Source organism: Pseudoalteromonas rubra, from assembly GCF_005886805.2.
In the GTDB taxonomy this organism is placed as follows: Bacteria; Pseudomonadota; Gammaproteobacteria; order Enterobacterales; family Alteromonadaceae; genus Pseudoalteromonas; species Pseudoalteromonas rubra_D.
This window is the reverse complement of the sequence record NZ_CP045430.1, coordinates 1,032,986-1,045,114: the sequence shown is the minus strand read 5'-3', so window position 1 is coordinate 1,045,114 and position 12,129 is coordinate 1,032,986. Positions and strand designations below refer to the sequence as shown.

At 48.3% G+C, this 12,129-nt stretch carries 9 protein-coding genes; 5 read left to right on the top strand and 4 right to left on the bottom strand.

Annotated features, from left to right (window positions below; translation table 11 throughout):
* Positions 1 to 11: 11 nt before the first annotated feature.
* The 3 genes from CWC22_RS23110 (at position 12) to CWC22_RS23100 (ending at position 2,767) form a co-directional block, all read left to right on the top strand.
* The gene (locus CWC22_RS23110; protein ID WP_138537137.1) at positions 12 to 1,040 is read left to right on the top strand and encodes a methionine synthase; all 1,029 of its coding nucleotides are present in this window, start codon (positions 12 to 14) and stop codon (positions 1,038 to 1,040) included.
* 212 nt (positions 1,041 to 1,252) lie between these two features.
* Positions 1,253 to 2,287 carry a Kelch repeat-containing protein gene (locus tag CWC22_RS23105; protein WP_138537139.1) on the top strand — a complete coding sequence of 345 codons (1,035 nt, stop codon included), beginning with the start codon at positions 1,253 to 1,255 and terminating at the stop codon, positions 2,285 to 2,287.
* A gap of 162 nt (positions 2,288 to 2,449) precedes the next feature.
* Positions 2,450 to 2,767 carry a hypothetical protein gene (locus CWC22_RS23100; RefSeq protein ID WP_138537141.1) on the top strand — a complete coding sequence of 106 codons (318 nt, stop codon included), beginning with the start codon at positions 2,450 to 2,452 and terminating at the stop codon, positions 2,765 to 2,767.
* Between the two features lie 64 nt (positions 2,768 to 2,831).
* Here the strand turns inward: CWC22_RS23100 and CWC22_RS23095 are convergent, their stop codons facing one another.
* Positions 2,832 to 5,006, bottom strand: coding sequence for a phosphatidylinositol-specific phospholipase C domain-containing protein (locus CWC22_RS23095; RefSeq protein ID WP_138537143.1), 2,175 nt, complete (start codon positions 5,004 to 5,006; stop codon positions 2,832 to 2,834).
* A gap of 612 nt (positions 5,007 to 5,618) precedes the next feature.
* Here CWC22_RS23095 and CWC22_RS23090 point away from each other — a divergent pair.
* Complete coding sequence (locus CWC22_RS23090; RefSeq protein ID WP_125560538.1) at positions 5,619 to 5,951, top strand: hypothetical protein; 333 nt, start codon at positions 5,619 to 5,621, stop codon at positions 5,949 to 5,951.
* Positions 5,952 to 6,129: 178 nt separating this feature from the next.
* Here CWC22_RS23090 and CWC22_RS23085 read toward each other — a convergent pair whose 3' ends face one another.
* A complete protein-coding gene (locus CWC22_RS23085; protein ID WP_138537144.1) occupies positions 6,130 to 7,101 on the bottom strand; it encodes a Gfo/Idh/MocA family oxidoreductase in 972 nt (323 codons plus the stop codon).
* A 15-nt stretch (positions 7,102 to 7,116) separates the two neighbouring features.
* Positions 7,117 to 9,549 (bottom strand): TOMM precursor leader peptide-binding protein, encoded by a 2,433-nt coding sequence (locus CWC22_RS23080; protein WP_138537146.1) that lies wholly within the window; start codon positions 9,547 to 9,549, stop codon positions 7,117 to 7,119.
* Between the two features lie 142 nt (positions 9,550 to 9,691).
* Between CWC22_RS23080 and CWC22_RS23075 the strand changes: the two genes are divergently transcribed.
* Positions 9,692 to 10,090, top strand: coding sequence for a hypothetical protein (locus CWC22_RS23075; RefSeq protein WP_138537148.1), 399 nt, complete (start codon positions 9,692 to 9,694; stop codon positions 10,088 to 10,090).
* A 728-nt stretch (positions 10,091 to 10,818) separates the two neighbouring features.
* Here CWC22_RS23075 and CWC22_RS23070 read toward each other — a convergent pair.
* Complete coding sequence (locus CWC22_RS23070; RefSeq protein WP_138537150.1) at positions 10,819 to 11,937, bottom strand: heme-binding protein; 1,119 nt, start codon at positions 11,935 to 11,937, stop codon at positions 10,819 to 10,821.
* Positions 11,938 to 12,129 lie beyond the last annotated feature (192 nt).

Genomic DNA, 12,129 nt, shown 5'->3' with positions numbered 1-12,129 from the left:
CGGCAAATATTATGAAAACACTTTTACCTACGTCCACCGCTGGTAGCTTACCTAAACCTTCATGGCTGGCACAGCCTGAGGTGTTGTGGTCTCCCTGGAAACTTGAAGATCAGGCGCTCGTTGACGGCAAACAAGATGCACTGCGAGTGTCGTTGCTGGAGCAGCAACTGGCAGGGATTGATATTGTCAGCGATGGCGAGCAAACCCGTCAGCACTTTGTGACCACCTTTATTGAGCACCTCGACGGTGTGGATTTCGAAAACCGTAAAACAGTTAAAATTCGCGACCGCTATGATGCCAGTGTACCCACTGTGGTTGGACCGATCAGTCGTCAAAAGCCGGTCTTTGTTGAGGATGCTCGGTTTTTACGCCAGCAGACCAATCAACCTATCAAATGGGCACTGCCCGGTCCGATGACCATGGTGGATACCTTATACGACGCTCACTATAAGAGCCGCGAAAAGCTGGCCTGGGAGTTCGCCAAGGTATTGAATCAGGAAGCTAAAGAGTTGGAAGCGGCCGGTGTCGACATTATCCAGTTTGATGAACCGGCTTTTAATGTCTTCTTTGATGAAGTGAATGACTGGGGCATTGCCTGTCTGGAGCGGGCCATCGAAGGCCTTAAGTGCGAAACTGCGGTACACATTTGCTATGGCTACGGTATTAAAGCCAACACTGACTGGAAAAAAACGCTGGGTTCAGAGTGGCGTCAGTACGAGGAAGTATTTCCTAAGCTGCAAAAGTCGAACATAGACATTATCTCGCTGGAGTGCCACAACTCGCGGGTGCCTGTTGAGTTATTATCCCTGGTTCGAGGCAAAAAAGTCATGGTGGGAGCCATTGATGTGGCAACGGATACCATAGAAACGCCTGAGGAAGTCGCAGCAACACTCAGAGAAGCACTGAGATATGTGGATGCCGATAAGCTTTATCCCTGCACCAATTGTGGTATGGCACCGCTTGCCCGTGACATTGCCCGGGGCAAACTGAATGCACTTAGTGCCGGCGCTGAAATTGTGCGTCAGGAGCTGGCTAAATAAGCCTAAGCAAGGCATGCTGATGAGTGTGTCTGCTTGCTCTTTTATCTCTGTGACATAAAGCTGGATTAGGACTCACTGAGCAGTGCATACAACGGCTTTTTGTTGATGTTGGTTATATTTTGCGGTAACAGTACGTCAGATGAGGGCACAATATCTGATCTTGTGCTATTACAACAACGTATAACCAGATCACAGAGTTTTAAGGAGCAAGAATGCGACATTTATCAGCAAGTATCCTATGTCTGCTGCTATCGGGTTCACTTCAGGCCACCCAGAGCAACACACCAAGCCAGGCCTACAACTGGACAGCAGGTCCAGACTTACCCATGGCACTGCAAGAAGTATATCCTGCTGTATTTAATGAACGTATTTTTGTTGGGGGCGGATTCACACCCTCTGACTCTCCGTCCTTTTCGGGGCTAGGTCCAAGCACAGACGTCTTTCTACTTAACCCGGCAAAAGAATTCTGGACAAAAGCACCGTCCTTACCTGCGCCACGTCACCACCTTGGTATGGTTAGTAATCGGCACTTCATTTATGGTATCGGTGGCTTTACGGGCGCTAAAGGCAGCGCCTGGGAAATTCAAAGCTCTGTATTCCGCCTGGATGGTAATTTACAAGTGTGGCGCACCGGCCCGTCGCTGCCTATTCCATTGGCTGAATCTGTGTATGCCAATGTCGGTAAGAATATTCATGTGATTGGCGGTAAAACGGTTTCTAGAGAGACTGGTAAAAATGTCGATACCGACGCCCACTATGTGCTTATTAACAACTCCTACTGGCGAAAGCTGAAATCAGCGAGCCTGGTCAGAAATTCTGCTGCCAGTGCAGTCATTGGTCATAAGATCTATGTTATTGGTGGACGTACATCAGGCCAGGATGGTGCTAATCTGAGTTACGCGGAAGTGTATGATACAAAAGCTGAAACCTGGACGTCTATTGCGCCGCTGCCGGTGGCTTCCGGCGGTTTGTCGGCCAGTGTACTGGATGGCAAAATCATAGTGTCGGGCGGCGAGGTGTTTGGCCCGAAAGGTAACTGGCAGGCAGGTAAAGCCTTCGATGAGGTTTGGGCTTACGATCCGCAGACCAATCAGTGGCAGGCGCTGCCGGACTTGCCTCAGCCACGTCACGGACATGGCTCTGTCTCGTTAAACGAGCAACTCCATATTATCGGCGGTGCGGCTAAAGTGGGGCCGCAGGAAACCTTGTCGTCGACGCAAGTGTTGACGCCGAATGTGGACCCATAACGAAATAGCGATATCAAATTAGATAGCACTGAGTTGTTGTGCGAGAGACGGATTTTATCAGAAAAAAGGTTGTTTACATTTCATACACCCCACTTGCTAGTGTACAATAAAGGGACAATAACAGGCTGTCTCATAATTCAGTCACCAACAAATGGATTTTTAATGAAATACTTTTTAATTGTTCTGTCTTTTGTATGTATAAGCACACAAGCAAGTACTAAGCACTTTACGCAACATCAGGTGAATATCAAGCGTCTGGGTAGCCATGCTGGCCAGGTATTTTATATGTCTTTTGATAAGCCGTTTTCAACAGATTGTGCATGGAATAACCTCTATTGCCCAATCGCTTCAAAGGAATGTGAAAACTTCTACTCGCTTGTGATGGCGGCCAAGATGGCGAATCGAAAGCTTTCTACGGTTGCTTACTCTCAGGATACTCCTGGCGGTAGCTGCAAAGTAACTCATGTAGAGGTAGATTAGCTGTAATCGCGCTTTGTGTTACTGCACTCTATGGCAGATAGAGTGCAGTGGTTTATACGCTTACTTACGGCAAACAGCTCGACTTGGTAAAAAAGTATCTCACTTCATAGTCTTCGCAGGTGGTGTAACTGCTGTTCCCGCCATTGCTGGAGTTCCAGCAGGCAAAGCCAGAGCTGTTGTTGACCAGGTTTTGCCCGCTCAGGTTTGAGTCCAGCTTGCTGCCTTTGACTCGCGCAACGACGCCTGCAACATCATTGGTGCTGCAACTGGCTGCAATGTTGCCCGCAGACTGGTGTGAGCTGAACAGCTCGTTATCACCACTGGCCGGGTCATCGCGGTCAAGCCAGCCTGTTGCATAGAGGCCGCCGTTGACCTGTGAACTGGCGATACGGTAAACACCCAGTGAATTCAGTTCTTTATTCTCGGTGCCATGAAAGGCAAACAATTGTTGGCTGGCACTGGCTGAGTAGGTTGTACAACTGCCAGAGGCTGTCCCCCCTTTGACCGAATTGCCATTGCTGGAAGTCAGCTTCAGGTAGTACACGGTATCGTAGCCATATTTGCCATCGTCTTTACAGATCTGCAGACTCTTCAGATGCTCGCCTTTGCTGGTATCAAAGGTCAGTTTATTGCCCCAGCTACCGCCGCTGCCACCGTAAGTAACACACAACTCGGATGTGCCCACACTAGCATGTGACAGGCTTTGTTTGGTCTCGTAACAAGCCTGAAACCCATCCACCCGATTGTTTGAGCGAACCCGTACTGAGCTGAGGTTAAAGGTGCCGCCCACCAGAGCTTTACGCTTTAATAAAGCAATATCGTTGAAGGCGTTGCCTTTACTGGTCGAGCCTATTGCGTTGTTTTTCACGTACTGCCAGTCGATATATTCAGCAGAGTTAGACAACCAGAAAGAGTTGAATGCCTTGTAATAGTTCACCCAATGGTGCTCTGAACTGTTGCCGATGGCGTTTTGCAGCTGAACATGTTCATAGGCGTTGAATGGCATCGCAAACTGATAGCTGCCGCCCAGGCTCTGACAGTTCGCAAAGCCCATGTCCCAGCTGCCTTTGCTGGTGGTCAGCTGCCAGTTGCGGTTGTCATCCACACAAGCATGGTACTGATAAGTGGAGCAGGCTTTGTCGACAATTGCAGCGTCGCTTTCGAGACTCGCACAGTCACCAAAGCCATTGGGTCGGTTTGATTTCCATGACCAGATAAAGTCCTCAATCTGGACCTCATTGGCACCATAGCCGCTGGCAGCACTGGTGTTATTGGCCTCGACCAGCGCCAGTTCGAGAATTTGCGCGCCTTTGTTAGCCCACTTGCTGATCACATTGCTACCGGTTTTACTTGAGCTCGGGCCATCCGGGTTGAGCTGAGTCGCGCCATCAATGATCACTGTCATATTGTTGGCAAGGTAATGTGCGGTTTGGTCGCCATTTACACACTCATTGCTGCCGTTTTGACAAAATGGCTGATTGCTTTGCAGGTTACCATTGGCATCAAAGGCATCTACGCCGATAAACACGGTGTTCCAGAACTTGGAGTAGCTACCGCTGCTGTGATAGGAGCACAAATTGCTGTGATCTCTGGGGGTTTGCACTACGGCAACCAGCTGCTTACCCGCAGCCAGAATGTCGCGTTTGGTGAGGTGCGACACTGGCAAGGATGCACAGCTCTTATCGGCATAGCCCCAGTCCGACGGCATCAGCAGATAGTCGCCGATGTCTTTTTCCAGACGTTCGCCAATTTTGTTGTGCCAGTTTTTATGGTCGTTATGCTTGTATGATTCGATCTTCAGTAAAACAACCTCGTCCGGGTTGTCTTTCAGAAAGTCTTTTATGTCGTCTAACCCTTCCGACAACTTAGCGTGAAAGCTGGAGCAAATAGCTTTATTTTCCAGTGAGTTGTGACACAGCATAGGGGTTGAATCAAAGGTGCCTTCCGGATAGATATCAAACTCCATTACCCGAATGCCGCGCTTAAGCAGACTTTTGGGTGAATAGTATTGATTGACGTCGGTATAGGTACCTTTGCTCCAGGCATGTGAGGCATAGGCATTGTGCGCCCCGGCCCACAAGGTTTTAGAAAATGGCGCAAAGTTGTCTATCTGCCCTTGCAGATCCAGTCGGGTGACTTTCTCATCATCGGTTTCTATTGCGGCGCTTACTGCAAATGATAGGCAAGATGTTGCTACCGCACCTGCCAACAGCAGCGCCAGTGTATTGCTTGGTTTCATAGTAAAAATCCTCTCCTTTTAGTGTGATGCTGGTCCTTAACCAGGGCGCTATTTACGCACCCTGTACGAGCAACCGCGGCAAATATAGGCGTGAAAAGTGCAAGAAGTGTGAAGAAAAGAGTTTAAACTCTAAAGTTGTCAGGTAGAAATACACCTGGCTTCGTTCTGAGGTGAGAAAAGGACCGATCCTCGACGTCAGGACCGTTTCATGGACAAATTACATGAAGTTTTTCACAAAACTGTGATTGAAAATAAAGGGTTGAAAGCAGGGCTGTTATCACGTGCAGCGCCATTATCGCGGACGCGTGCGAGCCGGGAACTGTTAACCAAAAGCACCAAAAACTCTTGCTATGAATCGTCTGATTGCGCCATAGGTACTTGTATAAAAGTAATAAATTGGTTCTAATAAAGGTAAATGAGAACGCTGACAGAAATAAGTTGCGTTAGGAATCAAAGCGCGTACAGCTTGTTCATCAAAAGCTACTCCAATAAAGCAACCAGGATGTTAACAGAATACGATATTCTGGCAGCGGCCTGATCAAACAATGAACAGCGCGCATTGCATACATGTCAAAGCCAAGTCTGTTCGACCACTCCATATCTGAGGAAATTATGAAAAATAAAATAGTGTTAGGCTTATTTTTAAGTGCCCTTTCATCCAGCGTTTTTGCGGCTAATGAGGGCAAAATCACTTCGATTGCCTTTGCTGGTGCAAATATGTCAAGCCATCCGGATGTAGTCCAATTACAAATTGAAGGCGGCTTTGAGTCGGCCGATTGCAATACAGGTGTTGCTGCAATAAGGAAAAGTGATACACACCTTGTTTCTGCTGCGCTTGCCGCATTTGCAATGGGAAAGCCGGTAAAAGTGTTCCTTAATGCGCACGACCTTTATTTTCCCTCACAAAAACGATGTGTCATATCAATGCTGACAATGGCGAAGTAAAGCCAACATTGAATGCCATTTTGTTGAGACCCACCCAAAACTGATAACAAAGGGTACTACAAGGAAGATACAGTGTGGATATCCACCTATACTTTTCGGGTATGTTCTACGTTAAAATACAACACTTTTTGTCTTTCCAGCGGGTACAAACTATACCCGGTGGAAAGCACATTGACTGTTATGCAGCGCAGTCGTCTTTGGCCTGGGGCTGTAATTCCATTAATACTGCCTGCCATAACCCGCTTAATGCTGATAAATAATCTGGCTGCTGATATAGCGGCTGTGTTTCGCCTTGTATTGTGGCTGCCAATGCCGCAATGGCGTTGAGGTTACACTGATCTCTGTGGGTCATTAATTGCTGTTTGTCCATGGGGACAAGCTCAACAGGCATATAGGTTCGCCATGTTTCACTCGGCAGGCTTTGGCTTGAAGGAAACCAGCTTAACGGGCCTGTGGTTTCGCTGAGTGTTAAAGTACCATGCGGAAATAGCGCAGAGCACTGATGGTTTAAAAAAGTAGCGCTGCCGTCATCTTCAGCAGACGAAAAGTTCTGGCATAAGACAGAGACAGTAAGGCTGTCGGTTTTGAGCATGACAGGCTGAAACGCCATTGGCTTGCCGTTGTATTTGATGACCTCGAGTCCTTCAAACCCACCCAATGCACGGCCTAACAGATCCAGCGCTGAATAAAGCGTTCTTAAATTGGCACCCATGGCATAGTGCATACAACCAAACCCTTGTTGATACGCGTTCAGGATGGATTGTAAAAATGCCTGAGGAGCGTAGAGGTCGGCAAAGTGCCCGTTGACGTGAAAATACACCTGGTGCTGCTCGGCTAGTGCCAGTGCTTTTTGTACAAACGCCTGGTCAACGGGGTGCTCACACAACACAGAAACGCCTTGCTTTAGCAAAGATAAGACAATGGCTTGACCCGCATCGCCCGATACTGCGACACATGCGATATCAATAGAGTCAGCCGGAACTGCACTGACATCAGTGTAATAAGGCACACCCAGTTGGTGTGCGATCTGTTGAGAATGTTCACTGCCTTTTGACAGGACACCCACACAGGTGAAGCTGTCTTGTGGAAACTGAGTTAAAGCGCGAATATACGTGGAACCATAGTGGGTACCACAAAGGAGTACTTTCATAATATTATCCTTTTTCTAAGCAATTGGATGTGGCTCTTGGTTAACCGGCCGCCCTTGCAACAATTTGCGCAGCCTTGGGTTGTCTACCCGTTTAAATTGCTCACCAAAGTGAATGGGTTGCATGTTGACACCAATAGCACGCGCAACCCTGAACGGGCTGAGTGCCATATCTGGTGAGGTAACATCCACAATGGCGACTTCGACCCCAGCTGTATCCAGGCGTTGCTTAAGCTGGCCGACGTGTGTGATCACCTCATACGGCCAGTCTTCCAGCGTTTTCGCCTCGCTGATGGGTCGGCGCATAAAGTCAAAGGCCGCGAGTTTGCTTTTACTAAAATAATAGGCCGCGTGATCTTCCAGGCTTGTTACGTCACTGACTTGCTGAGGAATTGCCTGTCCAGAGCGCATTAACTGGCACAGATAAGGCATTACATGGCCTTGTTCTAGCAATGCTTTGCGCATGGCTACTTTGATATCTCCATGCGTGGCCAGGGCCACTGAGACTGCAGGGGTGCGATAGCCATCTCCCAGCGCTAAACACACGACCGTTGGTACGTGTAATCCCACATCCAGTAAGTAGCATTCGAGCTCAATGCCCAGCTCAGTTAGTTCTTCAATCATAACGCGCATTTTTCCCTGGTTTAGTGCCTCGTAACTGAGACGTTCGCAGGGCAGCTGTGCATACCAGGTGAGCATCATAGCGTCGCGTTCTATGAGTTCATAACAGGCTCTGAGTGCAGCATCATCGTTGTTTTGGCCAGCCGCGAGCCCATTTGATGACACCTGACTAAACTGCTCTTTATAAGGGCAGGCAAAGTTAAAATAGCTAACCAATGCCGGTACCCAGACAGGCTCTTTGGTTGCCAGCCAGTTGCCGCGGCACCAGTGTATTTTTTGTTTTCTGTGCCATTTGTGAAACGGGAAATTAGGCGTGCTGTATTGTTTATTGGAATACAACACTAAGGTATCCGGATCGACATAGTCACCGTTTAACTGGCTAATTGAGGCATATTTGCAATCACTCAATTTGTATCTGGCCGCCGAGTAGCGCTCCAGAGCCTCACCGACGGCACTAATATGCGCTGAAATAGTATCCAATCCTTTACCTGAGCCAACCTGACCTGAGGCTCTTGGGTCAAATTCGCCCTCCGTAAACGAGGATACCCCGGCAGATGCTGTGATCGGGAAGTCAGGTAAATGTGGCGCATGTCCCGTGAGCTGGCGGACGATCCCTGTGAGGGGATCGACCCAGCCTTCAAATAGCGATTTAAATTGCTCAACATCCTGGAGTTGATTTAGCGGGTTAGTGGCAGAATGGGTATCTCGGTGCATGGATAACGCGTGGGTATTCATATTGCTATGATCAAAACCACAAACATCACACCAGGGAATAGGGATAATGGCATGTTTTTCTGCCTGGTGCGTAACCAGGTTTTGTACCATGACACGCGATACCAGTTCGCTTTCGCTATAGCCCCAGAGGATTTTTAATGCCTCCATGGCAAGCTGTTGGCCTGTGATGGCAGACATAGGTGTAAGCATACTGCGGGCACGGCCGTCACGATTCTTTTTAAGGCTTTTTTCTAATTCATGTGCAAGCTCACCGTGTTGTTCTGTGCCCAGCTTTCTGAGTCTTAAGCAGTTCCAGCATGAGCCTGAGGTGGTGTCATCTAAATTGACCACCGGACCTATCCAGCTCTCCAGGCCGTCGAGGTGGCCATAAAGTGTTTTAATCGTGTGCTGATGCACATATTCAGAGACTTTATGCGACCAAAAGTGGGCATCTTTACTTAACGTGACAATGGCTAAATCCCAGTCATTTGATGGGCTGCCTAACTGGGGGTTATCGCAGGTGAGCTCAGAGTGGCTGATCTGCATCCAGGGGTTGCGCTGTTGCAGTGCCGCTGTAAAGACCTGTGCTCTGGGTTTACCAATGTCTTGTGGCGTGAGAAAGCGGTGGCATGTTAAATCGTCGTTGGTGATATTTTCTTTATCTAATAAATGAACATGGCCGACACCCGCAGTACCCAGCTCTTCCAGTAGCGTGACAGCCCAGGGTTCAAGGCCGATAACGAGTACCCGGCAGGGATCAAGAGAGTATACCTGGTCCTGGCTGTGTGGTTGTTGGCTTGCTTGCTGCCAGGGGCGTAAAAAGCGGGTTTGTACTAAACCGGGCGGTTGAAATTCAAGTTGTTCAGAGACTTCTTCCAACAAACCATACTGGCTGAGCAGTTGCAGCACGGCCTCAATACTTGCATCCCCATATTCAGGTAAACGGGTGCAAATTTCAGCCTGTGTCAGCTCTCCCTTAAGCAATGGCAGGATTTTTTCAACAAAGTCGGAGGTATCGCGACCGTGAATCTGGAAGTCTCCCAAATCTGAACTTAATAACACACCATTGCTGTTGGGATTAATGCTCGCAGCCGGGGTCAATCTTAGCTTTTTCATAAATTAAACATCCAATTTCTTAAGACACTCCTCGCACAAAGCGGGGAGTGTCAATAACTGCGTGCTAGCCGCCGGTGCTGCATGGTGTGCATGTTACGCATTGGTAACCCTGCACACACTGATGGGTGCACTGAACGCATTGATGAGTACACTGCAAACACTGCTGGGTACACTGAACGCATTGATGGGTACACTGCAAACACTGGTGGGTGCATTGAAGACATTGATGAGCACACTGCACACATTGTTGGGTGCACTGAGCACAATGATAAGTGCACTGAAGACACTGCTGAGCGCATTGCACACATTGAGACGCACACTGATAACACTGCGCACAGAAGTTCACCACACAGGGGTAGCAGGTATCACATTTGGTGATGTGTGCACACTGCTGGCAATGTGCCTTTTGTTCCGTTTGACACAAAGCGCAGAAATTCACAGTGCATGGGTAACAGGTGTCACACTTGGTAACCGGCTGGCACTGCTGGCAGAAGTTAACGATGCACGGATAACAGGTTTCGCACTTTCTGGTGGCACATAGCTGGCATTGCCCGTTTTGACCTGGCTGGCACATAACACAGAAAGTCACAATACATGGATAACAAGTATCACACTTAGTGACAGACTCACATTGTTGACAGAGGGTAACGGTACATGGATAGCAGTAGACGCATTGCGTGATTGGAGCGCATTGCTGACAGAAGTTAACAATACAAGGGTAGCAAGTATCACATTGAGTGACAGGTGCACATTGCTGACATTGCAGAGTCTGGCCCGGTTGATATAGTGCACAGAAATTAACAATGCAGGGATAGCAAGTGACACAGTTAGTAACTGGCTCACAGGTTACACACTTATGGGTCGTCTCACATTGTATGCAGGCTACACAGGGGGTAGGTGGGCCCAGCGGCTGATAGCTAGTACCAACAGGTGCACAGGTTGCACATAGTGTGGTAGTGCACGGGACACACAGGATTGTTGGTGCGGCACATGGAGCACAAGGTGTGCAGTAGTAACATACAGCACAGTCGGCAATGCCAGACGGGTTACAGCGTGCTTCTAGTGCTTTGACTTTTGAGGTGAGCTCAGTTACCTGTAACTGAAGTTCTTTGATAGCTTGTTCGCTCATCATACTTTCCTTAAGTTAAGTTTATTGTGTTATTGGTATCGAGTACCAAAAACAACCTAGGTTTGTTGCTTGCCGCACATGTCATAAGTGGCAAACAGCATGTCTTTAAAAGACACATTCATCACATTGCAATAGGGAACTTATTGCACTTTAAACAGGGTGTTGGCCGTTATGTGTGGAAACATGTAACGGCTTCGTTTGCTGGGGTCTTTGCCGTTTATTAAACTAAAGTCCAACGTAATATCCTGACTGTACTGCAGCATATTCTGGCCATTGGATAGTCGCTCTAACCACATAGTGGTTTTAAAACGAGGCACATTGGAGTGCGTTTGCATAAAGGGCGTGTTGGCGATATTGCCGTCGGCTTGCGTATCGACATCCAGCACTGTGGTGTCGATCACGCCTATGCCTTGCTGGTAAAGACTGTCTAAAGCAACTTGCAGCACAATGTTGGGGTTCACATTGGGGTTTTCAGGAATATCAGGACCATAAGGGACTTTAAAGCTCGCACCGCCAGCCGTGGGCAGGGCATTGGCAACAGGAATGTTGGGCGCACCTCTGAAACAATCGTGCCCTCCAATAGCCAGAATTGAATTTCCATGCGGTACAGACACTTGTTTTACAATAGTCAGGTCCGGTGCTTGCACCGGGAGCGGATCGGGGGTATCCGGCACCCAGGGTTTCTTGTTCAGGGTACCTTGCCCCTGAGGTGCAATCACCTGATGTAACCAGCTGCCATTTTCAGCATGGACGAGCTCATCTTTTTGCGGGCCATCGGCAAAAAATACCCGTTGCGAATAAAAAATGGTGTAGGCATCTTGCTCGTAATTACCCGCCCGGTTAGCCACTTTGCCCTGAATCGCGCTAAAGGTCATGACCTCGTAGTAGGGGATATTTTTTAAGATGAAGCCATTCGGGGCATTATCTTGCGGGATCGGCATAACATTAAATCCCCCGTATCGTGTGCTAACCCAGGTCCCAATTAACCCGGCCAATGGCCCGAGCTTTTCAAGGATCTCACAGTTTTGATCGCCACCACCGGCTGCAATGAGCGGCACATTAAAATCTGGCACAAAATTAGGCTGTTGCGGGTTAGTGGGCTTGTCTGTGCAGTTAAGCTGCTGAGGGATGCATGAGGCGCAGCGTAATATGGCGCCGTGGGTATTGGTTTCAGAACAGTGTTTGTTCAGATCTTCAAATGCTGATTGAAGTTGCGCGATTTCAATTTGTAATTGCGCAATGGGGTCTTGCTTACTCATGGTTTACTTTCCTTGCTGTGTAAAATTATCGGTAGATTAATTTTTCAACAGTCTTTGAGTGTATCAGCAAGGTTTCCCAAATTTTATTACATCCTATTACACAAAAATAACGTTCGGCAGGTATGCATGATCTGTGTTGCTCAGATTACATGAGGTGTTGTTTGTGAACTGGGATTTACCAACGTGTGGCAC

Bases quoted from the DNA above. Each gene is read 5' to 3' on its own strand.
- CWC22_RS23110 (WP_138537137.1), top strand. From the start codon at position 12: ATGAAAACACTTTTACCTACGTCCACCGCTGGTAGCTTACCTAAACCT.
- CWC22_RS23105 (WP_138537139.1), top strand. From the start codon at position 1,253: ATGCGACATTTATCAGCAAGTATCCTATGTCTGCTGCTATCGGGTTCA.
- CWC22_RS23100 (WP_138537141.1), top strand. From the start codon at position 2,450: ATGAAATACTTTTTAATTGTTCTGTCTTTTGTATGTATAAGCACACAA.
- CWC22_RS23095 (WP_138537143.1), bottom strand. From the start codon at position 5,006: ATGAAACCAAGCAATACACTGGCGCTGCTGTTGGCAGGTGCGGTAGCA.
- CWC22_RS23090 (WP_125560538.1), top strand. From the start codon at position 5,619: ATGAAAAATAAAATAGTGTTAGGCTTATTTTTAAGTGCCCTTTCATCC.
- CWC22_RS23085 (WP_138537144.1), bottom strand. From the start codon at position 7,101: ATGAAAGTACTCCTTTGTGGTACCCACTATGGTTCCACGTATATTCGC.
- CWC22_RS23080 (WP_138537146.1), bottom strand. From the start codon at position 9,549: ATGAAAAAGCTAAGATTGACCCCGGCTGCGAGCATTAATCCCAACAGC.
- CWC22_RS23075 (WP_138537148.1), top strand. From the start codon at position 9,692: ATGAGTACACTGCAAACACTGCTGGGTACACTGAACGCATTGATGGGT.
- CWC22_RS23070 (WP_138537150.1), bottom strand. From the start codon at position 11,937: ATGAGTAAGCAAGACCCCATTGCGCAATTACAAATTGAAATCGCGCAA.